The organism is Pseudomonas sp. R45(2017), assembly GCF_002112305.1.
GTDB lineage: Bacteria > Pseudomonadota > Gammaproteobacteria > Pseudomonadales > Pseudomonadaceae > Aquipseudomonas > Aquipseudomonas paraglycinae.
Genome location: NZ_NEHH01000001.1, coordinates 748,846 through 773,311, shown reverse-complemented (window position 1 = coordinate 773,311; position 24,466 = coordinate 748,846). Strand labels below are relative to the sequence as shown.

General features: G+C 60.4%; 26 protein-coding genes. 23 read left to right on the top strand and 3 right to left on the bottom strand.

All coding sequences use genetic code 11. The features are described from left to right. Window positions 1–4 precede the first annotated feature (4 nt). Both secF and CAF74_RS03550 read left to right on the top strand, forming a co-directional pair. Window positions 5–919: a protein translocase subunit SecF gene (secF, locus tag CAF74_RS03555; RefSeq protein ID WP_007956694.1), complete on the top strand. Its 915-nt coding sequence runs from the start codon at window positions 5–7 to the stop codon at window positions 917–919. Between the two features lie 120 nt (window positions 920–1,039). Continuing rightward, window positions 1,040–1,588 (top strand): glycine zipper 2TM domain-containing protein, encoded by a 549-nt coding sequence (locus tag CAF74_RS03550; protein ID WP_007956693.1) that lies wholly within the window; start codon window positions 1,040–1,042, stop codon window positions 1,586–1,588. Between the two features lie 96 nt (window positions 1,589–1,684). Here CAF74_RS03550 and suhB read toward each other — a convergent pair whose 3' ends face one another. Beyond that, window positions 1,685–2,503 carry an inositol-phosphate phosphatase gene (gene suhB, locus CAF74_RS03545; protein ID WP_007941397.1) on the bottom strand — a complete coding sequence of 273 codons (819 nt, stop codon included), beginning with the start codon at window positions 2,501–2,503 and terminating at the stop codon, window positions 1,685–1,687. A 145-nt stretch (window positions 2,504–2,648) separates the two neighbouring features. Here suhB and trmJ point away from each other — a divergent pair, with 145 nt between their 5' ends. From trmJ to CAF74_RS03440, 21 genes are all read left to right on the top strand, one after another. Further along, on the top strand, window positions 2,649–3,419 hold the full coding sequence (gene trmJ / locus CAF74_RS03540) for a tRNA (cytosine(32)/uridine(32)-2'-O)-methyltransferase TrmJ (RefSeq protein ID WP_007956692.1): 771 nt from the start codon (window positions 2,649–2,651) through the stop codon (window positions 3,417–3,419). A 2-nt stretch (window positions 3,420–3,421) separates the two neighbouring features. After that, complete coding sequence (gene cysE, locus CAF74_RS03535) at window positions 3,422–4,198, top strand: serine O-acetyltransferase (protein WP_007956691.1); 777 nt, start codon at window positions 3,422–3,424, stop codon at window positions 4,196–4,198. Window positions 4,199–4,366: 168 nt separating this feature from the next. Next, entirely contained in the window at window positions 4,367–4,858 is a 492-nt protein-coding gene (iscR, locus tag CAF74_RS03530; RefSeq protein ID WP_007956690.1) for a Fe-S cluster assembly transcriptional regulator IscR, read from the top strand. Window positions 4,859–4,908: 50 nt separating this feature from the next. Then, window positions 4,909–6,123: an IscS subfamily cysteine desulfurase gene (locus CAF74_RS03525; protein ID WP_007956689.1), complete on the top strand. Its 1,215-nt coding sequence runs from the start codon at window positions 4,909–4,911 to the stop codon at window positions 6,121–6,123. 101 nt (window positions 6,124–6,224) lie between these two features. After that, window positions 6,225–6,611 carry a Fe-S cluster assembly scaffold IscU gene (gene iscU, locus CAF74_RS03520; RefSeq protein WP_003227907.1) on the top strand — a complete coding sequence of 129 codons (387 nt, stop codon included), beginning with the start codon at window positions 6,225–6,227 and terminating at the stop codon, window positions 6,609–6,611. 34 nt (window positions 6,612–6,645) lie between these two features. Next, window positions 6,646–6,969, top strand: coding sequence for an iron-sulfur cluster assembly protein IscA (iscA, locus tag CAF74_RS03515; protein ID WP_010565230.1), 324 nt, complete (start codon window positions 6,646–6,648; stop codon window positions 6,967–6,969). Window positions 6,970–6,977: 8 nt separating this feature from the next. Continuing rightward, on the top strand, window positions 6,978–7,499 hold the full coding sequence (gene hscB / locus CAF74_RS03510) for a co-chaperone HscB (RefSeq protein WP_007956687.1): 522 nt from the start codon (window positions 6,978–6,980) through the stop codon (window positions 7,497–7,499). A 51-nt stretch (window positions 7,500–7,550) separates the two neighbouring features. Then, complete coding sequence (hscA, locus tag CAF74_RS03505; RefSeq protein WP_085745316.1) at window positions 7,551–9,416, top strand: Fe-S protein assembly chaperone HscA; 1,866 nt, start codon at window positions 7,551–7,553, stop codon at window positions 9,414–9,416. Beyond that, the gene (gene fdx / locus CAF74_RS03500) at window positions 9,416–9,757 is read left to right on the top strand and encodes an ISC system 2Fe-2S type ferredoxin (protein ID WP_007956685.1); all 342 of its coding nucleotides are present in this window, start codon (window positions 9,416–9,418) and stop codon (window positions 9,755–9,757) included. Before hscA ends, fdx begins: the two co-directional genes overlap by 1 nt. Window positions 9,758–9,771: 14 nt before the next feature. Continuing rightward, the gene (iscX, locus tag CAF74_RS03495) at window positions 9,772–9,972 is read left to right on the top strand and encodes a Fe-S cluster assembly protein IscX (RefSeq protein ID WP_085745315.1); all 201 of its coding nucleotides are present in this window, start codon (window positions 9,772–9,774) and stop codon (window positions 9,970–9,972) included. Between the two features lie 88 nt (window positions 9,973–10,060). Further along, window positions 10,061–10,486 (top strand): nucleoside-diphosphate kinase, encoded by a 426-nt coding sequence (gene ndk / locus CAF74_RS03490; protein WP_085745314.1) that lies wholly within the window; start codon window positions 10,061–10,063, stop codon window positions 10,484–10,486. Between the two features lie 28 nt (window positions 10,487–10,514). Then, a complete protein-coding gene (gene rlmN / locus CAF74_RS03485) occupies window positions 10,515–11,663 on the top strand; it encodes a 23S rRNA (adenine(2503)-C(2))-methyltransferase RlmN (protein ID WP_007956683.1) in 1,149 nt (382 codons plus the stop codon). A 12-nt stretch (window positions 11,664–11,675) separates the two neighbouring features. Then, window positions 11,676–12,434, top strand: coding sequence for a type IV pilus biogenesis/stability protein PilW (gene pilW / locus CAF74_RS03480; protein ID WP_085745313.1), 759 nt, complete (start codon window positions 11,676–11,678; stop codon window positions 12,432–12,434). Further along, window positions 12,434–13,492, top strand: a complete 1,059-nt coding sequence (locus CAF74_RS03475; RefSeq protein ID WP_085745312.1) for a RodZ domain-containing protein — start codon at window positions 12,434–12,436, stop codon at window positions 13,490–13,492. Before pilW ends, CAF74_RS03475 begins: the two co-directional genes overlap by 1 nt. A gap of 3 nt (window positions 13,493–13,495) precedes the next feature. Beyond that, a complete protein-coding gene (gene ispG / locus CAF74_RS03470; RefSeq protein ID WP_007956680.1) occupies window positions 13,496–14,605 on the top strand; it encodes a flavodoxin-dependent (E)-4-hydroxy-3-methylbut-2-enyl-diphosphate synthase in 1,110 nt (369 codons plus the stop codon). A 22-nt stretch (window positions 14,606–14,627) separates the two neighbouring features. Then, window positions 14,628–15,917: a histidine--tRNA ligase gene (hisS, locus tag CAF74_RS03465; protein ID WP_064383908.1), complete on the top strand. Its 1,290-nt coding sequence runs from the start codon at window positions 14,628–14,630 to the stop codon at window positions 15,915–15,917. Between the two features lie 41 nt (window positions 15,918–15,958). Further along, on the top strand, window positions 15,959–16,600 hold the full coding sequence (locus CAF74_RS03460) for a tetratricopeptide repeat protein (RefSeq protein ID WP_011335807.1): 642 nt from the start codon (window positions 15,959–15,961) through the stop codon (window positions 16,598–16,600). Further along, entirely contained in the window at window positions 16,593–17,744 is a 1,152-nt protein-coding gene (bamB, locus tag CAF74_RS03455; protein ID WP_039765728.1) for an outer membrane protein assembly factor BamB, read from the top strand. Before CAF74_RS03460 ends, bamB begins: the two co-directional genes overlap by 8 nt. 136 nt (window positions 17,745–17,880) lie before the next feature. Continuing rightward, window positions 17,881–19,353, top strand: coding sequence for a ribosome biogenesis GTPase Der (gene der, locus CAF74_RS03450; RefSeq protein ID WP_007956675.1), 1,473 nt, complete (start codon window positions 17,881–17,883; stop codon window positions 19,351–19,353). 156 nt (window positions 19,354–19,509) lie between these two features. Beyond that, window positions 19,510–20,658 carry a pyridoxal phosphate-dependent aminotransferase gene (locus CAF74_RS03445; RefSeq protein ID WP_085745311.1) on the top strand — a complete coding sequence of 383 codons (1,149 nt, stop codon included), beginning with the start codon at window positions 19,510–19,512 and terminating at the stop codon, window positions 20,656–20,658. Next, on the top strand, window positions 20,646–21,437 hold the full coding sequence (locus tag CAF74_RS03440) for an amidohydrolase (RefSeq protein ID WP_085745310.1): 792 nt from the start codon (window positions 20,646–20,648) through the stop codon (window positions 21,435–21,437). The genes CAF74_RS03445 and CAF74_RS03440 overlap by 13 nt, the downstream gene beginning before the upstream one ends. A gap of 183 nt (window positions 21,438–21,620) precedes the next feature. On the opposite strand, the gene leuA is transcribed toward CAF74_RS03440, so the two are convergent. Both leuA and CAF74_RS03425 read right to left on the bottom strand, forming a co-directional pair. Then, the gene (gene leuA / locus CAF74_RS03435) at window positions 21,621–23,300 is read right to left on the bottom strand and encodes a 2-isopropylmalate synthase (RefSeq protein ID WP_007956672.1); all 1,680 of its coding nucleotides are present in this window, start codon (window positions 23,298–23,300) and stop codon (window positions 21,621–21,623) included. Window positions 23,301–23,643: 343 nt separating this feature from the next. Continuing rightward, window positions 23,644–24,465, bottom strand: coding sequence for a peptidoglycan DD-metalloendopeptidase family protein (locus tag CAF74_RS03425; RefSeq protein WP_039765736.1), 822 nt, complete (start codon window positions 24,463–24,465; stop codon window positions 23,644–23,646). Window position 24,466 lies beyond the last annotated feature (1 nt).

Genomic DNA, 24,466 nt, shown 5'->3' with positions numbered 1-24,466 from the left:
TGCCATGTTACGTACAATCAACTTCATGGGCGTCCGCAACTTTGCGTTCGGCGTCACTGTATTTCTGACCTTGCTGGCAATCTTCAGTGTGTTCCACAAGGGCATGAACTGGGGTCTGGACTTCACCGGCGGTACGCTCATCGAGCTGACCTACGAGCGTCCGGCCGATGTCACCAAGGTGCGCGAGCAACTGGTTTCTTCCGGTTATCACGAAGCCGTGGTGCAGAACTTCGGCGCGACCACCGATCTGCTGGTGCGCATGCCGGGTGAAGACCCGCAGCTGGGCCATCAGGTGGCGGAAGCGCTGCAGAAGGTCGGCGGCGACAACCCGGCGACCGTCAAGCGCGTCGAGTTCGTCGGCCCGCAGGTCGGTGAAGAGCTGCGCGACCAGGGCGGCATGGGCATGCTGCTGGCGCTCGGCGGCATCCTGATTTACCTGGCTTTCCGCTTTCAGTGGAAGTTTGCGGTCGGCGCTATCGTGTCGCTGATTCACGACGTGATCGTGACCGTGGGTATCCTGTCGTTCTTCCAGATCACCTTCGACCTGACGGTGCTGGCGGCGGTACTGGCGATCATCGGTTACTCGCTCAACGACACCATCGTCGTGTTCGACCGGGTGCGTGAGAACTTCCGTGTTCTGCGCAAGGCCACGCTGATCGAGAACATCAACATCTCGACCACCCAGACCCTGCTGCGGACCATCGCGACCTCGGTTTCGACCTTGCTGGCGATCGCGGCACTGCTGTTCTTCGGCGGTGACAACCTGTACGGCTTCTCCCTGGCGCTGCTGGTGGGTGTTCTGGCGGGTACCTACTCGTCGATCTACATCGCCAACGTGGTGCTGATCTGGCTGAACCTGTCGACGGAAGACCTGATTCCGCCGGTCAACACCGAGAAGGAAGTCGACGACCGTCCATAACGGCCATCGTTTTCCCGGTTGTCAGTCAAAAAAGACGCGAGTTGAACTCGCGTCTTTTTTTTTGCTCCAAGGCTGGGAGAAGCGCGGGCGCGTCCCGCATGTGATGGTCAGGAGGTTCATGTGAACAAGTCGTTGCTGGTTGGTGCGGTATTGGGTGCTGTCGGTGTGACTGCCGGGGGTGCTGTTGCCACCTACAGCCTGGTTAAAAGCGGCCCTGAGTATGCGCAAGTGCTGGCCGTAGAACCGGTCAAAACACAGATCAAGACTCCACGTGAAGTGTGCAAGGATGTGACAGTGACCCGGCAGGCGCCGGTGAAAGATCAACACCAGATCGCCGGCACCGTGGTCGGTGCGCTGGCGGGTGGTCTGCTGGGTAACCAGATCGGCGGCGGCACCGGCAAGAAGATTGCCACGGTGGCCGGTGCAGTCGGTGGTGGTTACGCCGGTAACAAGGTTCAGGAGGGTATGCAGGAGCGTGATACCTACACCACGACTCAGACTCGCTGTAACACGGTGAATGACATCAGCGACAAGGTCGTGGGCTATGACGTCCGGTATTCGCTGGACGGCAAGGAAGGCAAGGTGCGGATGGATCGTGATCCGGGCAACCAGATTCCGGTCGACAAGGAAGGCAAGCTGATCCTGTCGCAGAACGAGCCGGGCCAGTGACTGGTTGATGGCTTATAAGAAAAGCACCCCTCGGGGTGCTTTTTCATGCCCATAAAAAAACACCCCGAAGGGTGTTTTTTTGGTTTCGCGAAGCGCTTAGCGCTTCAGCGAGGCCGGCAGGTGCGGCTGGATCGCCGTCAGAACTGCCTTGAAGCATTTGGTGTTGCCGGCAACGACGTGGCCTTTTTCAAGGAAGTCGTGACCGCCGGTGAAGTCGCTCACCAGGCCGCCTGCTTCCTGAATCAGCAGGGCGCCAGCAGCCATGTCCCACTCGGACAGACCCGACTCCCAGAACGCGTCGAAACGGCCGGCGGCCACGTAAGCCAGATCCAGGCTTGCCGAACCGGCGCGGCGGATGCCGGCAGTCTGGCCAACCAGGGCGCGGAACATGCCCAGGTAGTTGTCGAGGTTGTCCATCTGGTCGTCACGGAACGGGAAGCCGGTGCCGAGCAGAGCGCCGTCCAGGCTTGTGCGACCGCTGACACGTAGGCGGCGACCGTTCAGTTGAGCGCCGCGACCACGGCTGGCGGTGAATTCTTCCTGGCGAACCGGATCCAGAACAACGGCGTGTTCCAGGCGACCACGGTATTTACAGGCAATGCTGACAGCGAAGTGAGGAATGCCGCGCAGGAAGTTGGTGGTGCCGTCCAGCGGATCGATGATCCACAGGTATTCTTCGCCTTCGATGCCGGTGCCGGCGTGCAGGCCGGTCTCTTCACCCATGATCGAGTGATTCGGGTAAGCCTTGCGCAGGGCGTCGATAATTTTCTGTTCGGCGGCGCGATCGACCTCGGATACGTAATCCTTGGCGTCTTTTTCGTCGACCTTGATGGTATCCAGGCGCTCGATGGAGCGGAAGATCAGTTCACTGGCGCTGCGGGCGGCGCGCAGCGCGATATTCAGCATGGGCTGCATGGATGTGTCACCTAAGGTTGTTAAAGAAAGCCGCGCATTCTATCAGAACTTTTCTTCAGGTGAAGGTCGCTGTTCGCTTTCATAGCTTAACGGTAGGCTGTTCTGTAAGATTTGCACCCCTTTGCCGAGTCCGAGAGCGCCCGCCGTGCTGCAAAATATTCGTGTCGTCCTGGTCAACACCAGCCATCCGGGAAACATCGGCGGGACCGCGCGCGCCATGAAAAACATGGGCCTGTCGCGCTTGGTGCTGGTTGATCCGCGCGTCTTTCCGCATCACGAAGCCGATGCTCGTGCTTCCGGTGCCGGTGACATCCTTGAAAACGCGCAAGTCGTCGCCACCTTGGAAGACGCCTTGGTCGGTTGCAATCTGGTGCTTGGCACCAGTGCCCGTGACCGGCGTATTCCCTGGCCATTGCTGGACCCGCGCGAGTGCGGGACCAAAGTGGTCGAGGAGGCAGGGCAGGGCGCGGAAATCGCGCTGGTGTTCGGTCGTGAAGATTCCGGACTGACCAACGACGAGCTGCAGCGATGTCACTATCACGTGCACATCCCCTCCGATCCTGAGTTCAGCTCGCTGAACCTCGGGGCGGCGGTGCAGGTGTTGAGCTATGAAGTGCGCATGGCGTGGCTGGCTGCACAAGGTCAGCCGACGAAGATCGAGAAGGAAGAAGTGGCCTCCGTGAAAAGCGCAGAGCTTGCGACCATGGATGAGCTGGAGCGGTTCTATGAACACCTGGAACAGACCCTGGTGGCCATCGAATTCCTCGATCCGGAAAAACCGCGGCACTTGATGGCGCGCCTGCGCCGGTTGTACGGACGCAGCTCGGTCAGCCGGGCGGAAATGAATATTTTGCGTGGCATCCTCACGGAAACCCAGAAAGCGGCCCGTGGCGAGCTCCTTAAGCGGAAGGATTAATGATGTTCGAGCGTTTGCGTGAAGATATCCAGAGCGTATTCCACCGAGACCCGGCGGCGCGTAACGCTTTTGAAGTCCTGACCTGCTACCCCGGCATGCATGCAATCTGGATTCATCGACTGGCCGGCATGCTCTGGCGCAATGATCTGAAATGGCTGGCGCGGCTGGTGTCGAACTTTGGTCGCTGGCTGACCGGGATCGAGATCCATCCGGGTGCCAAGGTCGGTCGACGCTTCTTCATCGACCACGGCATGGGCATCGTGATCGGCGAAACCGCTGAAATCGGCGATGACGTGACGATCTATCAGGGCGTCACCCTGGGTGGTACCAGCTGGAACAAGGGCAAGCGTCACCCGACACTCGGCGATGGCGTCGTGGTGGGGGCGGGCGCGAAGGTGCTCGGTCCGTTCACTGTGGGTGCCGGCGCCAAGGTCGGGTCCAATGCCGTGGTCACCAAGGAAGTGCCACCGGGTGCCACCGTGGTGGGGATTCCGGGCCGGATCATCGTCAAGTCCGATGACGAGGCTGACGCCAAGCGCAAGGCGATGGCCGAGAAGATCGGCTTTGATGCCTACGGCGTCAGTGAAGACATGCCCGATCCGGTGGCGCGCGCCATCGGCCAGTTGCTCGATCACCTGCAAGCGGTGGACGGGCGTCTGGAGGGAATGTGCGGCGCGCTGAAGGATCTGGGCAGTAATTATTGTGCGAAAGATCTGCCCGAGCTGCGTGAAGAAGACTTCGCCTGCGTCAAGGGCAAGGACGAATCCAAGCTCCACTGACGCACTTGCAGGGCTGCTGCCGACCGGTGTGCCATTAGGCCGCAGACCCTGCTATCATTCGCGCGCTCTTTTGCGGGTAAACCCGACTAAAGCACTAGGTCTTATAGTTGACTTAAATGCTCGGGAATTGCATACTCCCGCCCATTCCGAACTCCGTGGTAATTGTCCATGCGACTGACTACAAAAGGCCGATACGCCGTGACCGCCATGCTTGACCTGGCGTTGCACGCGCAACACGGGCCGGTGTCCCTGGCCGATATCTCCGAGCGCCAAGGCATCTCCCTGTCCTATCTCGAACAGCTTTTCGCCAAGCTGCGCCGCAGTAACCTGGTTTCCAGTGTTCGCGGTCCGGGCGGTGGCTACCAGTTGTCCCGCGACATGCAGGGCATTCAGGTGGCTCAGGTGATCGATGCGGTGAACGAATCGGTCGATGCAACAAAATGCCAGGGCCAGGGCGACTGCCACTCCGGTGACACCTGCCTGACCCATCACCTGTGGTGCGACCTGAGCCTGCAGATTCACGAATTTCTCAGCGGTATCAGCTTGGCCGACCTCGTAACTCGCCGTGAGGTGCAGGAAGTGGCCCAGCGTCAGGATCAGCGTCGTTGCAATGGCAAGGCGCCGCGCCTGGACAAGATTGAAGCGTCCGCCGTCGAATGACAGCCAGAGAGCTAGCGGCACGCCAGCCAGCCTGATTTAGGAGATAGTCCATGAAATTGCCGATTTACCTTGATTACTCTGCGACCACCCCGGTCGATCCGCGCGTTGCGCAAAAAATGAGTGAATGCCTGCTGGTCGACGGAAACTTCGGTAACCCGGCGTCCCGTTCCCACGTGTTCGGCTGGAAAGCCGAAGAGTCCGTCGAAAACGCCCGTCGTCAGGTGGCCGATCTGGTCAACGCCGACCCGCGTGAAATCGTCTGGACCTCCGGTGCCACCGAGTCCGACAACCTGGCAATCAAGGGTGCGGCACATTTCTACGCCTCCAAGGGCAAGCACCTGATTACCTCCAAGATCGAACACAAGGCTGTCCTCGACACCATGCGCCAACTGGAGCGTGAAGGTTTCGAAGTCACCTACCTCGATCCGACCGAAGATGGCCTGATCACCCCGGCCATGATCGAAGCCGCGCTGCGCGAAGACACCATCCTGGTATCCGTAATGCACGTGAACAACGAAATCGGCACCGTCAACGATATCGCTGCCATCGGCGAGCTGCTTCGTTCCAAAGGCATCCTGTTCCACGTCGACGCCGCTCAGTCCACCGGCAAGGTCGAAATCGACCTGCAGAAACTGAAAGTCGACATGATGTCGTTCTCCGCCCACAAGACCTACGGCCCTAAAGGCATCGGCGCGCTGTACGTCAGCCGCAAGCCGCGTGTGCGCATCGAAGCGACCATGCACGGCGGCGGTCACGAACGTGGCATGCGTTCCGGCACCCTGGCGACTCACCAGATCGTCGGCATGGGCGAAGCGTTCCGTGTGGCCAAGGAAGACATGGCTGCCGAAAACGTCCGCATCAAGGCGTTGAGCGACCGTTTCTACAAGCAGGTCGAGCACCTGGAAGAGCTGTACGTCAACGGCAGCCTGACCGCCCGCGTTCCGCACAACCTGAACCTGAGCTTCAACTACGTTGAAGGCGAGTCGCTGATCATGGCGCTCAAGGATCTGGCGGTTTCGTCCGGTTCGGCCTGCACCTCGGCGTCGCTTGAGCCTTCGTACGTACTGCGCGCCCTGGGCCGCAACGACGAACTGGCACACAGCTCGATCCGTTTCACCTTCGGCCGTTTCACCACCGAAGAAGAAATCGACTACGCCGCGCAGAAAGTCTGCGAGGCCGTTACCAAGCTGCGCGCTCTGTCGCCGCTGTGGGACATGTACAAAGACGGCGTCGATATCTCGAAGATCGAGTGGGCGGCACACTAAATATAGAAGCCGCCGGATACAGATCCTGTAGCGACGCGGCGGTTTACGCAGCGCAGTTGCAGGGTCTCAAGAGCGGCCCTGATGAGTGAGGATTGAGAATCATGGCTTACAGCGAAAAGGTCATCGACCACTACGAAAACCCGCGCAACGTCGGCAAGATGAACGCGGAAGATCCTGATGTCGGCACCGGCATGGTCGGCGCTCCGGCGTGCGGCGACGTGATGCGTCTGCAAATCAAGGTCAACGATCAGGGCGTTATCGAAGACGCCAAGTTCAAGACCTACGGCTGCGGTTCGGCTATCGCCTCCAGCTCCCTCGCTACCGAGTGGATGAAGGGCAAGACCCTGGACGAAGCTGAAACCATCAAGAACACTCAGCTGGCCGAAGAACTGGCCCTGCCACCAGTGAAAATCCACTGCTCGGTTCTCGCTGAAGACGCCATCAAGGCGGCCGTTCGCGATTACAAGCAGAAGAAAGGCTTGATCTGACTTTCAAGATTTGGCGACGAGTAAGGAGTCAACGATGGCTATCAGCATGACAGAAGCGGCTGCTCGACACGTGCGGCGCTCCCTCGACGGGCGCGGCAAGGGTGAAGGGATTCGTCTGGGTGTTCGCACCACGGGCTGTTCCGGCCTTGCCTACGTGCTGGAGTTTGTCGACGAGGTGGTTGCAGAAGATCAGGTGTTCGAGAGTCACGGCGAAAAAGTGATCATCGACCCGAAGAGCCTGACCTACCTCGACGGCACCGAGCTCGACTTCGTCAAGGAAGGGTTGAACGAAGGCTTCAAGTTCAACAACCCCAACGTACGCGGTGAATGTGGCTGCGGCGAAAGCTTCAACATCTGAGGCTTGTCGTGGGTATTCCTTGTCATTTCGCTTTATTCGAGCTGCAACCGGGCTTTCGTCTGGATCTCGAGCAGTTGGCCACGCGCTATCGCGAGTTGGCGCGCGGCGTTCACCCTGACCGCTTTGCCGATGCTTCCGAGCGCGAGCAGCGGTCGGCGCTCGAGCAGTCTGCGCGGCTCAACGATGCCTATCAGACGCTCAAGAGTCCGGCCCAGCGTGCACGCTACCTGCTGACCATCAGCGGGCATGAAGTGCCGATGGAAGTCACCGTCCACGATCCCGAGTTTCTTCTGCAGCAGATGCAATGGCGCGAAGAGCTCGAAGATCTGCAGGACAGTGCCGATCTGGACGGTGTCGCGGCGTTCAAGCGTCGCCTGAAAACCGCCCAGGAAGAGCTCAACGAAAGCTTCGCAGCCTGTTGGGATGATGCAGCGCAACGCGAGCAGGCCGAACGCCTGATGCGGCGCATGCAGTTCCTCGACAAGCTCACCTACGAAGTGCGCCAGTTAGAAGAGCGCCTCGACGATTAACCCAGTGCCGCTCCGGTCGCACGCCTGATATACAGATAAGTCCTGATCACGATGGCCCTACTGCAGATCGCCGAACCCGGCCAAAGTCCTCAACCGCACCAGCGTCGTCTGGCTGTGGGGATCGACTTGGGTACTACCAATTCGCTGGTCGCTGCGTTGCGCAGTGGTCTTTCCGAACCGCTGGCCGATGCCGAAGGGCGGGTCATCCTGCCTTCCGCCGTGCGTTACCACGCCGATCGCGTCGAAGTCGGCGAGTCAGCCAAACTGGCTGCGTCCTCTGATCCCCTGAACACCGTGCTGTCGGTCAAGCGCCTGATGGGGCGTGGTCTGTCCGACGTCAAGCAATTGGGCGATCAACTGCCGTACCGCTTTGTCGGTGGCGAATCGCACATGCCCTTCATCGACACAGTGCAGGGCCCGAAAAGCCCGGTCGAAGTCTCCGCCGATATCCTGAAAGTATTGCGTCAGCGCGCTGAAGCCACCCTTGGCGGTGAGCTGGTGGGCGCGGTGATCACCGTTCCGGCGTATTTCGACGATGCTCAGCGCCAGGCTACCAAGGACGCGGCGAAACTCGCCGGTCTGAACGTGTTGCGTCTGCTCAACGAGCCGACCGCTGCGGCGGTGGCATACGGTCTGGATCAACATGCCGAAGGCCTGGTCGCGATTTATGACCTGGGCGGCGGCACATTCGATATTTCGATTCTGCGCCTGACTGGCGGTGTCTTCGAAGTGCTGGCCACTGGCGGCGACAGTGCGCTGGGTGGCGATGATTTCGATCATGCGATTGCCGGCTGGATCATCGAGAGCGCCGGTTTGTCCGCCGACCTCGATCCGGGCGCACAACGCAGCCTGCTTCAAACCGCCTGCGCCGCCAAAGAAGCCCTGACGGACTCTGACAGTGTTGAAGTTGCCTACGGTGACTGGAAAGCGCAACTGACCCGCGAAGCCTTCGATGCGCTGATCGAGCCAATGGTCGCCCGCAGCCTGAAAGCCTGCCGCCGCGCCGTCCGCGATTCCGGCGTCGAGCTGGAAGACGTGCACGCCGTGGTCATGGTCGGTGGTTCGACCCGCGTTCCGCGTGTTCGTGAAGCCGTCGCCGAAGCCTTCGGTCGTCAGCCGCTGACCGAAATCGACCCGGATCAAGTGGTGGCCATCGGTGCCGCGATCCAGGCCGATACGCTGGCTGGCAACAAGCGCGATGGCGGCGAACTGTTGCTGCTCGACGTGATTCCGCTGTCCCTGGGGCTGGAAACCATGGGCGGCCTGATGGAGAAGGTGATTCCGCGTAACACCACCATCCCCGTCGCTCGCGCCCAGGACTTCACCACTTATAAAGATGGCCAGTCGGCCATGGCGATCCACGTATTGCAGGGCGAGCGTGAGCTGATCAGCGATTGCCGCTCCCTGGCTCGCTTCGAATTGCGCGGCATCCCGGCGATGGTGGCCGGTGCGGCGAAAATTCGCGTGACCTTCCAGGTCGATGCCGACGGCCTGCTCAGCGTCTCTGCCCGTGAACTGGGTTCGGGCGTCGAGGCAAGCATTCAGGTCAAGCCGTCCTATGGCCTGACCGACGGCGAAATCGCCAAGATGCTGAAAGATTCGTTCCAGCACGCCAATGACGACAAGGTCGCCCGCGTTCTTCGCGAGCAGCAAGTCGATGCTCAGCGCCTGATCGAAGCGGTGCAGGGCGCTCTTGAGGCGGATGGCGAGCGTTTGCTCGACGCCGAAGAGCGCATGGTCATCGATCTGCAGGTGCAGGAACTGACCGAACTGATGAAAGGCACCGATGGCTACGCCATCGAGCAGCAGACCAAGCGTCTGTCGCAAGTGACCGATGCTTTTGCAGCCCGTCGTATGGATCAGACGGTGAAAGCCGCTCTGTCGGGGCGCAATCTGAATGAAATCGAGGATATCTGATGCCGCAGGTCATTTTTCTGCCCCACGAGAAGTTCTGCCCTGAAGGCATGGTCGTTGACGCTGCGCCTGGCACGTCGATCCTCGAACTGGCTCACGAACACCACATCGAGATGGAAAGCGCCTGCGGCGGCGTCTGCGCCTGCACCACTTGTCACTGCATCATCCGCGAGGGTTTTGACTCGCTGGAAGAAGCTGACGAGTTGGAGGAAGATTTCCTTGATCGTGCCTGGGGTCTGGAAGCCCAGTCGCGCCTGGCTTGTCAGGCGATCGTCGGTGAAGAAGATATCACCGTAGAAATTCCGAAATATTCGCTTAACCATGCGGCCGAAGCGCCGCACTGACTGGTAAGACTGTCATGAGCTACGGTTGGAATGATGTTCAACGTATTGCAGAAGAGCTGGCGGAAGCCAAGCCGGGTGTAGATCCGTATTCTGTCAACTTCGTCGAATTGCAGCAGTGGATCAAGGAACTGCCGGATTTCGACAATGCCTCTGGTCGTGTTGGCGAGAAGGTGTTGGAGGCGGTTCAGACTCTCTGGGCTGATGAATTGGACTGATCGTCCTCGCAGGTTAGGCAATACCCAAGAACCCGCGTATAATTCGCGGGTTTAATTTTTCGCAAATTACCGTTTCTGGAGTTACACCATGGCTGTTCAACGTACTTTCTCCATCATCAAGCCTGACGCCGTTGCTAAAAACGTGATCGGCGAGATCACCACTCGTTTCGAAAAAGCCGGCCTGCGCGTTGTAGCTTCGAAACTGAAGCAACTGTCCAAAGCCGAAGCCGAAGGCTTCTACGCTGAGCACAGCGCTCGTGGTTTCTTCGGCGACCTGGTTGCCTTCATGACTTCGGGTCCTGTTGTTGTTCAGGTTCTGGAAGGCGAAAACGCCATCGCTCGCAACCGTGAGCTGATGGGCGCTACCAACCCTAAAGAAGCTGCTCCAGGCACCATCCGTGCTGACTTCGCTGAATCGATCGACGCCAACGCTGTTCACGGTTCGGACTCCGAAGCCGCTGCTGCTCGCGAAATCGCTTACTTCTTCGCAGCTACTGAAGTAACCACTCGCTAAGCATTGGCTTAAGAGTGAAGGTGAATCCATGACGACATCGACTGTTAAAACCAACCTGCTGGGTCTGACCCAGCCGGAAATGGAAAAATTCTTCGACTCAATCGGGGAGAAGCGTTTCCGTGCCGGTCAGGTAATGAAATGGATTCACCACTTTGGCGTCGATGATTTCGACGCCATGACGAACGTCAGCAAGGCCTTGCGCGAAAAGCTCAAGGCTGTTGCTGAGGTCCGTGGTCCCGAAGTGGTCAGCGAGGACATTTCCAGCGACGGCACCCGCAAGTGGGTGGTGCGCGTGGCGTCCGGCAGCTGCGTCGAGACCGTTTACATTCCCCAGGGCAAACGCGGCACTCTGTGCGTTTCGTCCCAGGCAGGCTGTGCCCTGGACTGCAGTTTCTGCTCCACCGGCAAGCAAGGCTTCAACAGCAACCTCACCGCCGCCGAAGTCATCGGTCAGGTGTGGATTGCCAACAAATCCTTCGGCAGTGTTCCGGCTACCATCGACCGCGCCATCACCAACGTGGTGATGATGGGCATGGGCGAACCGCTGCTGAACTTCGACAACGTCGTGGCCGCCATGCATCTGATGATGGATGACCTGGGCTACGGGATCTCCAAGCGCCGCGTGACCCTGTCCACGTCGGGTGTGGTGCCGATGATCGATGAGCTGGCCAAGCACATCGACGTATCCCTGGCGTTGTCCCTGCACGCACCGAATGACGCATTGCGTAACCAATTGGTGCCGATCAACAAGAAATATCCGCTTAAGATGCTGCTCGAGTCGTGCCAGCGCTACATGTCTGAACTGGGCGAGAAGCGCGTGCTGACCATCGAGTACACCTTGCTCAAGGACGTCAACGACAAGCTTGAGCACGCCGTGGAAATGATCGAGCTGCTGAAGAACATTCCGTGCAAGATCAACCTGATTCCGTTCAACCCGTTCCCGCATTCCGGGTACGAGCGGCCGAGCAACAACGCCATCCGCCGGTTCCAGGATCAGCTTCACCAGGCCGGTTTCAACGTCACCGTGCGCACCACCCGTGGTGAAGACATCGACGCGGCTTGTGGTCAATTGGTAGGGCAGGTGCTGGATCGCACCCGTCGCAGCGAACGTTACATCGCCGTCCGCGAATTGAGCGCCGACAGCGATCTGGCACAGAACGCCGCGAACACTAACTAAGAGAGGATCTCTATGTCCCTGCGCTTTGCGCTGCTGTTGCTGTTGGCCAGCCTGTGTGCTGGTTGTGTCCTGTCGGGCGATTACAACCCGATGAAGACCAGCAAGGGCCGTGACGAAGCGCGGGCTGCCTACGTGCAGCTGGGGCTGGGATACTTGCAGCAGGGCATGACCGAGCGGGCCAAGGTTCCACTGAAGAAGGCCCTGGAGCTGGACGGTTCGGATCCCGACGCCAATGCCGCGCTGGGGCTGGTGTTCCAGGCTGAAATGGAACCTGCGCTTGCTGACGAACACTTCCGCAAAGCCTTGTCCTCCCGTCCCGCCGATGCGCGCATCCTCAACAACTACGGCAGTTTTCTCTACGAAGAACAGCGTTACAAGGAAGCCTACGAGCGTTTTGAACAGGCGGCCGCCGATACCCTGTATCCTGAGCGTTCGCGGGTGTTCGAGAACCTCGGCATGACGGCGGCGAAGCTTGGGGAGCGTGATCTGGCGCAGCAGCAGCTGGAAAAAGCGCTGCGTTTGAACCGTCAGCAGCCACGTGCATTGCTGGAAATGGCTGAGTTGTCATTCGAAGACAGGCATTATGTGCCCGCGCGTGACTATTACGACCGTTTCAGCCAGCTCTCCGAGCAAAATGCACGTAGTCTGTTGCTCGCCGTTCGGTTGGCAAAAGTATTTGAAGATCGCGACAAGGCCGCCAGTGCGGGCCTGCAATTAAAACGACTCTATCCCGGTACGCCGGAATATCAGCAATACCTGTCGGAGCAATGATGAAAGCGGCGCATCCCGAAGTTGTAGCAGCGAATCGCGTTAACCCCGGTGAGACCCTGCGCCAGGCCCGCGAAAGCAATGGCTGGTCGCTGGCCGAAGTGGCCCTCAAGCTCAACCTCACCGTGACTTCCCTGAGCAATCTTGAAGCCGGCGCATTCGACAAGTTGCCCGGGCATACCTTCGCTCGCGGTTACATTCGCGCCTACGCCAAATTGCTCGGCATGGATCAGACCGTTCTGGTCCAGCAATTCGATCAGTCTACCGGCACCGATTCCCAGGGCAGCAACGTCCACGCTCTGGGCCGTATCGAAGAGCCGGTACGGGTTTCCCACACCATTTTGCGTATCGTCAGCCTGTTGCTGCTGATTGCGGTCATCGGCGGTGGATTCGTCTGGTGGCAGGATCAGACTTCGCAGCGCACCAAGGACCTGATTGGCCTGGCCCCGGAGCACGTCGAAGTCGAAGGCGCCGACGGCACCACCCAGATTCATCCGCTCGACGAGCCGGAAGACCAGGCCGTCGCGGAAGGCGAAGCCGAGGGCTCGACCGCTCTGGCACTGCCTCAATCGGAAACCACGGCTGAATCGACTGGCGCCGAGACCGAAGCTGCAGCTCCAGCCACCGCACCGGTTGCTCCGGCACCTGCTGCGCCAGCCGCTACTCCGGCTGCACCGGCTCATACGCCGGCGCCTGTGGTTGCTGCTCCAGCGAATCCGGCGCCAGCCGCTCCGGCCACGCCTGCACCGACCGTCACTGCCCCGGCAGCCCCGGCCGTCGCTGCACCCGCGCCGACAGCGCCCGTTGCTCCGGCCGCAGGTCAAGGCCAGGTTCAAGTGCAGTTCATCGCCGATTGCTGGACTCAAGTGACCGATGGCAGCGGCAAAGTGCTGTACAGCGGCCTCAAGCGTAAGGGCGACAGCCTGTCTGTCGTTGGCAAGCCTCCGTTTGCCGTGCGTCTGGGCGTTGCCCGTGGCGCGCAGGTCAGCTACAACGGCCAGCCGGTCGATGTCGCTCCGTTCACCAGTGGCGAGACCGCTCGCCTGAAGTTGGGTCAATAAGTCATGCACGGCGAATCTCCAATCAAACGTCGCGAATCGCGCAAGATCTGGGTCGGTAACGTGCCTGTGGGCGGCGATGCCCCTATCGCTGTGCAGAGCATGACCAACAGCGACACCAATGACGTCGCTGCCACCGTCGCACAGATCAACCGTCTGGAAGCCGCCGGCGTCGACATCGTCCGCGTGTCGGTACCGGACATGGATGCCGCCGAGGCGTTCGGCAAGATCAAGCAACTGGTCAAGGTGCCGTTGGTTGCCGACATCCATTTCGACTACAAGATCGCTTTGCGCGTGGCCGAACTGGGTGTGGACTGCCTGCGCATCAACCCGGGCAACATCGGTCGCGAAGACCGCGTGCGTGCGGTGGTCGATGCCGCCCGTGACCGCGGGATCCCGATCCGCATCGGCGTCAACGCCGGTTCCCTGGAAAAAGACCTGCAAAAGAAATACGGCGAGCCGACCCCGGCCGCGCTGGTCGAGTCCGCCCTGCGTCACGTCGAACACCTCGAACGCCTGAATTTCCAGGACTTCAAGGTCAGCGTGAAGGCTTCCGACGTGTTCATGGCCGTTGAAGCCTACCGTCTGCTGGCCAAGGAAATCGTCCAGCCGCTGCACCTGGGCATCACCGAAGCCGGCGGATTGCGCTCCGGTACAGTGAAATCCGCCGTGGGCCTAGGTATGCTGCTCGCCGAGGGGATTGGCGATACTATCCGCATCTCGCTGGCGGCCGACCCGGTCGAGGAAGTGAAGGTCGGTTACGACATTCTCAAGTCTTTGCATCTGCGTTCCCGTGGCATCAACTTCATCGCCTGCCCGAGTTGCTCGCGGCAGAACTTCGATGTGGTCAAGACCATGAACGAGCTGGAAGGGCGCCTTGAAGACCTGCTGGTGCCGCTGGATGTCGCGGTGATCGGTTGCGTGGTCAACGGCCCCGGCGAAGCCAAGGAAGCCCATATCGGCTTGACCGGCGGCACGCCAAACCTGATTTACATCGACGGCAAGCCGTCGCAGAAACTGACGAATGACAATCTGGTGGACGAGCTGGAAAAGCTGATCCGCGAGAAAGCGGCCGAGAAGGTCGAAGCTGACGCAGCGGTTATCGCGCGCGGCTGATCGAACGAATTAAGGAAATTCTGTGAGCAAGTCTCTGCAAGCCATTCGTGGCATGAACGACATCCTGCCGGAACAGACGCCGGTATGGCGTTATTTCGAAGGCACCGTTTCGCGTCTGCTGGATAACTACGGTTACAAGCAGATCCGCATGCCGATCGTCGAGTTCACCGAGCTGTTCAAGCGCTCGATCGGTGAAGTGACCGACATCGTCGAAAAAGAGATGTACACCTTCGAAGACCGCAACGGCGACTCCCTGACCCTGCGTCCGGAAGGCACGGCTGCGTGCGTGCGTGCGGTGCTCGAGCACGGCATCACCGGCGGTGGCCAGGTGCAGAAGCTCTGGTACATCGGCCCGATGTTCCGTCATGAGCGTCCACAGAAAGGCCGTTATCGCCAGTTCCACCAGATCGGTCTGGAGGTGTTCAACCTCGACGGTCCGGACATCGACGCCGAACTGATCATCATGACCTGGCGCCTGTGGGGCGAGCTGGGCATTCGCGATGCGGTCAAGCTCGAACTCAACAGCCTCGGCACCAGCGAGTCCCGCGGCCGTTATCGTGAAGCGCTGGTCGAGTACCTCTCGGCGCACCACGACAAACTGGACGAAGACAGCCAGCGTCGCCTGAAAACCAACCCGCTGCGCGTGCTCGACACCAAAAATGCCGACACCCAGGCCGTGCTGGTCGATGCGCCGAAAATGGCGGATTACCTGGATGACGAATCCCGTGCCCACTTCGAAGGGCTGAAGGCCCGTCTGGATGCCGTCGGCATTCCTTACGTGCTCAACCCGAAGCTGGTGCGTGGTCTGGATTACTACAGCAAAACCGTATTCGAATGGGTCACCGACAAGCTCGGCGCCCAGGGCACTGTCTGCGCGGGTGGGCGCTATGACGGTCTGGTCGAGCAGATGGGCGGCAAGCCGACCCCGGGCGTCGGTTTCGCCATGGGTATCGAGCGTCTGGTGCTGCTGCTGGAAACCCTGGAGCAGATCCCGGAAGAAATCTCCCGTCAGGTCGACGTCTATCTCTGCGCCTTCGGCGAAGAAGCAGAGCTGGCCGGTCTGGCCCTGGCCGAGCGTGTACGCGACCAACTGCCCAACCTGCGCCTGCAAGTCAATGCCGGCGCCGGCAGCTTCAAGAGCCAGTTCAAGAAAGCCGACAAGAGCGGTGCGCTGTACGCACTGATCCTCGGTGACGACGAAATGGCCCAGCAAGTGGTAGGTTTCAAACCCCTGCGTGGCCAGGGCGAACAACAAAGCATTGCCTGGGATGCGCTCGCTGCACACCTGGCCACCTGCGTCGTGCAGGGTTGAAGCTGTCCAAACAGCCGATTTAGCGATTAAGGAGTATTGGGGTGTCGAGTACCGAAGACGAACAGTTGGCGGATTTGAAGGACTGGTGGACACGCAACGGCAAACCTCTGGTCACCGGCGGCCTGTTGGCGCTGGTCATCGTGTTCGGCTGGCAGGCTTATCACAAGTATCAGAGCAACCAGTCGCAAGGCGCCTCGGTGCTCTATCAGCAATTGCTGGAAACCACGCTGACCCCGGATGGCAAGCCTGACGCCGCGCGTGTTGCGGATCTGGCCGGCAAGCTCAACAGCGAATTCGGCGGTTCTGCCTACGCGCAGTACGGCAGCCTGTTCGTGGCCAAGGTCGCGGTCGACAGCGGCAAGCTGGACGACGCGGCGACCGAACTCAAGGCCATCGTTGCCAAACCGGCCAACCCGGCGCTGGGCGAAATCGCCCGTCAGCGTCTGGCGCAGGTACTGGGCGCACAGAACAAGGCCGACGAAGCCCTGAAACTGCTCGAAGGCGATGCCGACAAGTCGTTCCTGGCCACTCGCGAAGAACTCAAGGGCGACCTGCTGGTACAGCTGGGCCGTACCGACGAAGCGAACGCGGCGTATCAAAAAGCCAAGGCGGCACTGTCGGATGAAGCGGCGGTCGGTGGCCTTCAAATCAAGCTGGACGACCTGGCCAAAGGGGATGCGTGACGTGATCCGTTGGAAGCATGCAGCATTGCTGGCTCTGGCCATTCTGGCCGCGGGTTGCAGCAGCAACAGCAAAAAAGAACTGCCACCGGCCGAGCTGACCGACTTCAAAGAAGAAGTGGTCCTGCACAAGCAGTGGAGCCGCTCGATCGGTGACGGTCAGGGCGAAACGTACAACATGCTGGTACCGGCGATCGACGGTGACACCATCTACGCAGCCGACGTGACCGGTATCGTGATGGGCCTGGATCGCGGCAACGGCGACGTGAAATGGAAGAAAGACCTTGAACTGCCTGTGTCCGGCGCCGTTGGCGTGGGTTACGGTCTGGTCATGGTCGGCACCCTGCGCGGTGAAGTCGTTGCCCTCGACGCCATCAACGGTGAAGAGAAGTGGCGCTCGCGCGTCAACAGCGAAGTCCTCGCGCCACCGGCCAACAACGGTGACGTGGTGGTGGTACAGACCCAGGACGATCGTCTGATCGGTCTGGACGCGTCCACCGGCAATCAGCGTTGGGTGTATGACAGCACTCCGGCCGTACTGACCCTGCGCGGCACCAGCGCACCGATCGTCACCAACCGCCTCGCGGTGGCGGGCCTGTCGACCGGTAAAGTGGTCGCTCTCGACATTTCCAACGGCGTGCCGGTCTGGGAACAGCGGATCGCGATTCCACAAGGTCGTTCGGAACTGGAGCGCGTGGTCGACATCGACGGCGGTCTGCTGTTGTCCGGCGGTACCCTGTACGTCGCCAGCTATCAGGGTCGCGTTGCGGCACTGGATCTGGAAAGCGGCCGTCAGCTCTGGCAGCGCGACGCGTCGAGCTACGCCGGTGTTGCCCAGGGTTTCGGCAACGTCTACGTAAGCCTGTCGTCGGGCACCGTTGAAGGCGTCGACGAGCGTTCCACCACAGCACTGTGGAGCAACGACTCGCTGGCCCGTCGTCAACTGTCGGCGCCGGAAGTGTTCTCCAGCTACGTTGCAGTCGGTGACCTGGAAGGTTACCTGCACCTGCTGAGTCAGGTGGACGGTCGTTTCGTCGGCCGCGAGCGCATCGACAGCGACGGCCTGCGTGCCCGTCCGCTGGTGGTGGGCGACACGATTTATGTGTATGGCAACAGTGGCAAACTGGAAGCCCTGACCATCAAGTAACAACTATGCTTGGGGTTAACTCCCCAGGCGGCCTTGCTTCTGCAGGGTTTGCAGCACCCACGGGTGTTGCCCCGAGCACCAGCCGCTGCCTCGCAGCGGCTTTTGTATTTTCTGAAATAACGAAGTGGAGAGCCGCATGGTTCCCGTAATCGCCCTGGTGGGCCGACCGAACGTCGGCAAGTCCACCTTGTTCAACCGCCTGACCAGGACTCGCGACGCCATCGTCGGCGACTTGTCCGGTCTGACCCGTGATCGCCAGTACGGTGAGGCCAAGTGGCAAGGGCGTTCCTACATTCTGATCGACACCGGCGGTATCTCCGGTGACGAGCATGGTATGGACGAAAAAATGGCCGAGCAGTCGCTGCTGGCCATCGAAGAAGCGGATGTCGTTCTGTTCCTGGTAGATGCCAAGGCCGGTTTCACCGCCGCCGACCAGATGATCGCCGAACACTTGCGCAAACGTAACAAGCGTTCCCACGTGGTGGCCAACAAGGTCGACAACATCGATCCGGAAATGGCCCGCGCCGAATTCGCCCCGCTGGGCATGGGCCACGCGATCCCGATCGCCGGCGCCCACGGTCGCGGCATCACGCAATTGCTGGAAGCCGCCCTGAGCGACTTCCCGCGCGATGATGACGAACCGGCCGAAGGTGAAGAGGAAGAAGTGGTCGCCGAAGGCGAGGAAGCCAAGCGCATTCCTGGCCCGAGCGAAAAAGACGGGATCAAGATCGCCATCATCGGCCGTCCGAACGTCGGCAAGTCGACCCTGGTCAACCGCATGCTCGGTGAAGACCGGGTTATCGTCTATGACCAGCCCGGCACTACCCGCGACAGTATCTACATCCCGTTCGAGCGTAACGACGAGAAGTACACGCTGATCGACACCGCCGGTGTGCGCAAGCGCGGCAAGATCCACGAAGAAGTCGAAAAATTCTCCGTGGTCAAAACCCTGCAGGCGATCAAAGACGCCAACGTGGTGATCTTCGTGATGGACGCCCGCGAAGGCGTGGTCGATCACGACCTCAACCTGCTGGGCTTCGCCCTTGAAGCAGGTCGTGCGCTGGTGATCGCGATCAACAAGTGGGACGGCATGACGCCGAGCGAGCGTGACTTCGTGAAGGTCGAGCTGCAGCGTCGGTTGTTCTTCGTTGACTTCGCCGATATCCACTTCATCTCGGCACTGCACGGTACCGGCGTGGGCAACCTTTACGCCTCGGTGCAGAACTCGTTCAAGTCCGCGGTCACCCGCTGGCCGACCAGCCGCCTGACGCAGATTCTCGAAGACGCGGTCAGCGAGCACCAGCCGCCGATGGTCAACAGCCGCCGGATCAAGCTGCGTTACGCTCACCTGGGTGGTGCGAACCCGCCGATCATCGTGATCCACGGCAACCAGATCGAGAAAGTGCCGAAGTCGTACGTGCGCTATCTGGAAAACACTTACCGCCGTGTGCTCAAACTGGTCGGTACGCCGATCCGTATCGAGTTCAAGGGCGGCGAGAACCCGTACGAAGGCAACAAGAACACGCTGACCGACCGCCAGGTCAACAAGAAGCGTCGCTTGATGTCGCACAACAAGAAGGCTAGCAAGAAGCGTCGCGACAAGAAGTAAAAAGAGCAGCTGCGGGTTTCGAGCTGCAAGCTTCAAGTTAAAGTGTGGAAGTAAAGAAGGGCTCTGTTCAGAGCCCTTTTTTGTGGGCGATGGATTGATGCTTGAAACTTGTCGCTTGCAGCTTGAAACTTGCAGCTCACCTGCAAGGGGCTCCCGATGATCACCAGCAAGCTGCCGAATGTCGGCATCACTATTTTCACGCAGATGTCTCAGCTCGCGGCGCAGACCGGAGCGATCAACCTTTCCCAGGGTTTTCCCGATTTCGACGGCCCGCAGGCACTGCGCGACGCGGTTGGTCGACACATTGCCAGTGGCCATAACCAGTATTCACCCATGACCGGCCTGCCGGCGCTGCGTCAGCAGATCGCGGCGAAAATCGCCCGCAGTTATGGCGCCAATGTCGATGTCGATAACGAAGTGACCGTGACCCCGGGCGCGACCCAGGCAATCTTCTGTGCGATCCAGGCGGTTATCCACAGCGGCGACGAAGTCATCGTGTTCGACCCGGCTTACGACAGCTACGAGCCTGCAGTAGAGCTGGCCGGCGGGCGCTGCGTGCATGTGCAGTTGGGCCTGAAAGATTTCTCCATCGACTTCGACAGACTCAGCGCAGCCCTGAGCCCGCGCACGCGGATGATCATCCTCAACACCCCGCATAATCCAAGCGGTGCATTGATCAGCCGTGCCGAGCTGGATCAACTGGCAGCGTTGATCCGTGATCGCGACATCTACGTGATCAGCGACGAAGTCTACGAACACCTGGTATTCGACGGCGTGCCGCACGTCAGCGTGCTGGCCCATGAAGAGCTGTATCAGCGCGCCTTCGTGGTCAGCTCGTTCGGCAAGACCTATCACGTCACCGGCTGGAAAACCGGTTACGTTGTGGCTCCGCCGGCCCTGACGGCGGAGCTGCGCAAGGTGCACCAGTACGTCAGTTTCTGCGGCGTGACCCCGTTGCAGTTTGCTTTGGCCGATTACATGGCCGAGCATCCGGAACACGTCGAAGAGCTGCCGGGCTTCTATCAGGCCAAGCGCGATCTGTTCTGTGATCTGCTGGCGCCGTCGCGATTCAGCTTCACCCGTGTCACCGGCACCTATTTCCAACTGGTCGATTACTCGCAGATTCGCCCTGACCTGAACGATGTCGAGATGGCGATGTGGATGACCCGCGAGCACGGCGTGGCGAGCATTCCGGTGTCGGTGTTCTACCAGAATCCACCCGAAGGCCAGCGCCTGGTGCGCCTGTGCTTTGCCAAACGTGAGGAGACGCTGCGGGAAGCGGCGGCCAAACTATGCGTGATCTGAGTGCGTTGCCCGATCTCAATCTGGCGCTGATCCAGACCAGCCTGGCCTGGCATGATCGTCAGGCCAATCTCGAGCATTTCGACGCTTTGCTGGAGCAGGCGCGCGGTGCGGATCTGATTATCCTGCCGGAGATGTTCACCACCGGATTCTCCATGGAGTCCGAAACCCTGGCCGAAGCCGAAAACGGCCCGACCAGCAAATGGCTGCGGATCCAGGCGGCAAAACTGAACGCGGTCGTCACCGGCAGCGTGATCATCCAGGCCGCCGACGGCAGCCACCGCAACCGTTTGTTGTGGGCGCGGCCGGACGGCGAAGTGCTGCATTACGACAAGCGTCACCTGTTCCGCATGGCCGGCGAGCACAACCACTACACCCCCGGCGAGCGCCAGGTGCAGTTTGAGCTCAAGGGCTGGCGGGTGCGGCCGCTGATCTGCTACGACCTGCGCTTCCCGGTGTGGAGCCGTGATGCGCAGGACACCGACCTGCTGCTGTACACCGCCAACTGGCCGGGTGCGCGGCGTCAGCACTGGAACCGGTTGCTGCCGGCCCGGGCGATCGAAAATCTGTGCTATGTGGCGGCGGTCAACCGCGTTGGCACCGATGGCAAGGGTTTCGCGTACACCGGCGACAGTCAGGTGCTGGATTTTCAGGGCGAGACGTTGCTTGCGGCGGGGGAGGCTGACGGGGTGTTCAAGGTGGTTCTGGAAGCGGCCTCGCTGGCGGCTTACCGCGAGCGGTTTCCGGCGAATCTTGACGCGGACACCTTCGAGTTCACTTAATAGCCCAAGTCGCCCAGATCGTTCCCACTTCGAGGCGTCGAACCGTCCGCGTGGGAATGCCTCAAGGGACGCAGAGCGTCACGAGCTGCATTCCCACGCAGAGCGTGGGAACGATCAGAAATTGCAGGCAAAAAAAAGGCCCCGGAGTTCGCACTCCGGGGCCTTTTGCATTGCAGCGGTCAGTTACGCCGCTTTGGCTTCCGGCTGGCTCAGCGAGCGATTCAGCGCGCTGAACAGGGCCTTGAAGCTGGCGGTGGTGATGTTTTCATCGATGCCCACGCCGTGCACCGCACGTTCGCCGTTCACACGCAGCTCGATGTAGGCCGCCGCCTTGGCGTTGGTGCCCGCGCCGATGGCGTGTTCGTTGTAGTCCATGATCTCCACCGGAATCGGCAGACCGGCCACCAGCGCTTCCAGCGCGCCGTTGCCCTTGCCGCGCCAGTGCAGGTTGGTTTCGCCCTGACCCTTGCTCGCCACTTCCACTTCGACGGCGCTGTTGCCGTTTTCTTCCTGCAGGCGATGGCTGACCAGCGCGTACGGGGTGTTGGCTTGCAGGTATTCGCTGTGCAGCAGCGCGTGGATTTGCTGCGCGGTCATCTCCAGGCCCAGGCGATCGGTTTCACGCTGCACGACCTGGCTGAATTCGATCTGCATGCGACGTGGCAGGCTGATGCCGTATTCCTGTTCCAGCAAGTAGGCGATGCCACCCTTGCCCGACTGGCTGTTGACGCGGATCACCGCCTCGTAGCTGCGGCCGATGTCGGCCGGGTCGATCGGCAGGTACGGTACTTCCCACAGTGCATCGGACTTCTGCTGGGCGAAGCCCTTGCGGATCGCGTCCTGGTGGGAGCCGGAGAACGCGGTGTGGACCAGGTCGCCGACGTACGGGTGACGCGGGTGAACCTGGATCTGGTTGCACTCTTCGACGACCTTGCGCACGCCGTCGATGTCGGAGAAGTCCAGTTGCGGGTCGAGGCCCTGGGTGTACATGTTCAGTGCCACGGTGACGAGGTCGACGTTGCCGGTACGCTCGCCGTTGCCGAACAGGCAGCCTTCGACGCGGTCGGCGCCGGCCATCAGGCCCAACTCGGTGGCGGCCACGCCGGTGCCACGGTCGTTGTGGGTGTGCAGGCTGATGATCACGCTGTCACGACGGTTGATGTTGCGGTGGAACCACTCGATCTGGTCGGCGTAGACGTTCGGGGTCGCGCATTCAACGGTGGCCGGCAGGTTGAGGATGATCTTGTGCTCAGGCGTCGGGTTCCAGACCTCGATCACCGCGTCACAGACTTCCTTGGCGAATTCCAGCTCGGTGGCGCTGAAGGTTTCCGGCGAGTATTCGAAGGTCCACTCGGTGTCCGGCTGCATGGCTGCGTATTTGACGAACAGCTTGGCAGCGTTCACGGCGATGGCCTTGATCCCGTCCTTGTCCTGGTTGAAGACGATGCGACGGAAAGAAGGAGAGGTGGCGTTGTACAGGTGAACAATCGCTTTCTTCGCCCCGCGCAGGGATTCGAAGGTGCGCTCGATCAGGTCTTCACGGCCCTGGGTCAGCACCTGGATGGTGGTGTCGTCCGGGATGTGGCCGTCCTCGATCAGGGTACGCACGAAGTCGAAGTCGGTTTGCGAAGCGGCCGGGAACGAGGCTTCGATTTCCTTCACGCCCACCTGCACCAGGGTTTTCCAGAAGCGCAGCTTTTTCACCGCGTCCATTGGCTCGATCAACGACTGGTTGCCGTCACGCAGGTCGGAGCTGCACCAGATCGGCGCGGCATCGATGGTCTTCGACGGCCAGGTGCGATCCGGCAGGTTGATCACAGGAAACGCGCGGTATTTCGAAGACGGGTCTTTGAGCATGCTCATCGGGAAATTCCTTATTGTCTGGGCCGAAAAGAGGCGGCCTGCCGGTGGAACGAACGTTCTTGGAAAAGCGTGGGACGAGGCGCAGCGATTCAGCCCGGCAGTCGTGCGCTGACAAGGCACAGGCTGCGGTGCTGGCGAAGCTGAATGAGGGTGTGAGAGGTTTTCATGCCCTCAACCCTAACCGCGGGGGGAGAGGATGGCAAGCAGTCGAAAAAAATTGAGAGGAATACCCGGAAAGCGGTTTTTTCCGAGATTTTATTCTTGATATGGCACTAATTGTTGGTGGGGGTTGCGCGGACCATTCGTCGTGCGCAATCCCTGCTGGAAGGGCTTCAGCCTGAAATCAAGGCTGGAAAGCCCCAATGAAAATCGCCGGATCGACCCGCGCGTCGTTCAGGCTGACGTTCCAGTGCATGTGCGGCCCGGTCGCCCGACCTGTAGCGCCCACCTTGCCCACCACCGCACCGCGCGCCAGTTGTTGGCCGTTCTGCACATCAATCTTCGACATGTGACAGAACATGCTGATAAAGCCCTGGCCGTGGTCGACGAACACGGTGTTGCCATTGAAGAAGTAGTTGCCGATCAGGATTACCTTGCCGGCTGCCGGGGTCTTGATCGGCGTGCCGGCCGGCACCGCGAAGTCCAGACCTGCGTGCGGATTGCGCTCTTCACCGTTGAAGAAACGGCGCACGCCGAACTTGCTCGACAGCGGCCCGTTGACCGGTTTGTCCAGCAGCAGATTGCTCGGCGTATTCGGACTGAAACTGCGGTAGGCCTTGATCTGCTCGGCCAGTTCGCCCTCGATGCGCTTGAGGTTGGCCGGGTTCGGATTGACCTGCTGGGTGTTCTTCAGGGTGATGTGCTGTTCCGGGTATTTCTTGTTACCGACATTGAAGTTGAGGTTGCGGCCGCCACTGCTGATCTGCTGAACGCCGGGTTTGACGGTCAACGGAACGCCGACAATCGCCAGCCAGTTGTTCTGTTCCTTGACCACCAGCACCGGTTTGCCCTGATACGTGGCTTTCGGCGCTTGCGCAGCGGTCCCAAGATCGACGACAGCCACGCCGCCCGGCACCGGTTTGTTCAGCAGGCGGGTGATGTAACTGTCGGCGTGGGCGTTGAAGGTCAGGCAGAGCAACAGCAGCGGAGCGAGAAAACGCGGCATG

Excerpts from the sequence above, each read along its gene's own strand:
- secF (WP_007956694.1), top strand. The coding sequence starts at position 5 with ATGTTACGTACAATCAACTTCATGGGCGTCCGCAACTTTGCGTTCGGC.
- suhB (WP_007941397.1), bottom strand. The coding sequence starts at position 2,503 with ATGCAGCCCATGCTGAATATCGCGCTGCGCGCCGCCCGCAGCGCCAGT.
- cysE (WP_007956691.1), top strand. The coding sequence starts at position 3,422 with ATGTTCGAGCGTTTGCGTGAAGATATCCAGAGCGTATTCCACCGAGAC.
- iscR (WP_007956690.1), top strand. The coding sequence starts at position 4,367 with ATGCGACTGACTACAAAAGGCCGATACGCCGTGACCGCCATGCTTGAC.
- CAF74_RS03525 (WP_007956689.1), top strand. The coding sequence starts at position 4,909 with ATGAAATTGCCGATTTACCTTGATTACTCTGCGACCACCCCGGTCGAT.
- iscU (WP_003227907.1), top strand. The coding sequence starts at position 6,225 with ATGGCTTACAGCGAAAAGGTCATCGACCACTACGAAAACCCGCGCAAC.
- iscA (WP_010565230.1), top strand. The coding sequence starts at position 6,646 with ATGGCTATCAGCATGACAGAAGCGGCTGCTCGACACGTGCGGCGCTCC.
- hscA (WP_085745316.1), top strand. The coding sequence starts at position 7,551 with ATGGCCCTACTGCAGATCGCCGAACCCGGCCAAAGTCCTCAACCGCAC.
- fdx (WP_007956685.1), top strand. The coding sequence starts at position 9,416 with ATGCCGCAGGTCATTTTTCTGCCCCACGAGAAGTTCTGCCCTGAAGGC.
- iscX (WP_085745315.1), top strand. The coding sequence starts at position 9,772 with ATGAGCTACGGTTGGAATGATGTTCAACGTATTGCAGAAGAGCTGGCG.
- ndk (WP_085745314.1), top strand. The coding sequence starts at position 10,061 with ATGGCTGTTCAACGTACTTTCTCCATCATCAAGCCTGACGCCGTTGCT.
- rlmN (WP_007956683.1), top strand. The coding sequence starts at position 10,515 with ATGACGACATCGACTGTTAAAACCAACCTGCTGGGTCTGACCCAGCCG.
- pilW (WP_085745313.1), top strand. The coding sequence starts at position 11,676 with ATGTCCCTGCGCTTTGCGCTGCTGTTGCTGTTGGCCAGCCTGTGTGCT.
- CAF74_RS03475 (WP_085745312.1), top strand. The coding sequence starts at position 12,434 with ATGAAAGCGGCGCATCCCGAAGTTGTAGCAGCGAATCGCGTTAACCCC.
- ispG (WP_007956680.1), top strand. The coding sequence starts at position 13,496 with ATGCACGGCGAATCTCCAATCAAACGTCGCGAATCGCGCAAGATCTGG.
- bamB (WP_039765728.1), top strand. The coding sequence starts at position 16,593 with ATGCGTGACGTGATCCGTTGGAAGCATGCAGCATTGCTGGCTCTGGCC.
- der (WP_007956675.1), top strand. The coding sequence starts at position 17,881 with ATGGTTCCCGTAATCGCCCTGGTGGGCCGACCGAACGTCGGCAAGTCC.
- CAF74_RS03445 (WP_085745311.1), top strand. The coding sequence starts at position 19,510 with ATGATCACCAGCAAGCTGCCGAATGTCGGCATCACTATTTTCACGCAG.
- CAF74_RS03440 (WP_085745310.1), top strand. The coding sequence starts at position 20,646 with ATGCGTGATCTGAGTGCGTTGCCCGATCTCAATCTGGCGCTGATCCAG.
- leuA (WP_007956672.1), bottom strand. The coding sequence starts at position 23,300 with ATGAGCATGCTCAAAGACCCGTCTTCGAAATACCGCGCGTTTCCTGTG.
- CAF74_RS03425 (WP_039765736.1), bottom strand. The coding sequence starts at position 24,465 with ATGCCGCGTTTTCTCGCTCCGCTGCTGTTGCTCTGCCTGACCTTCAAC.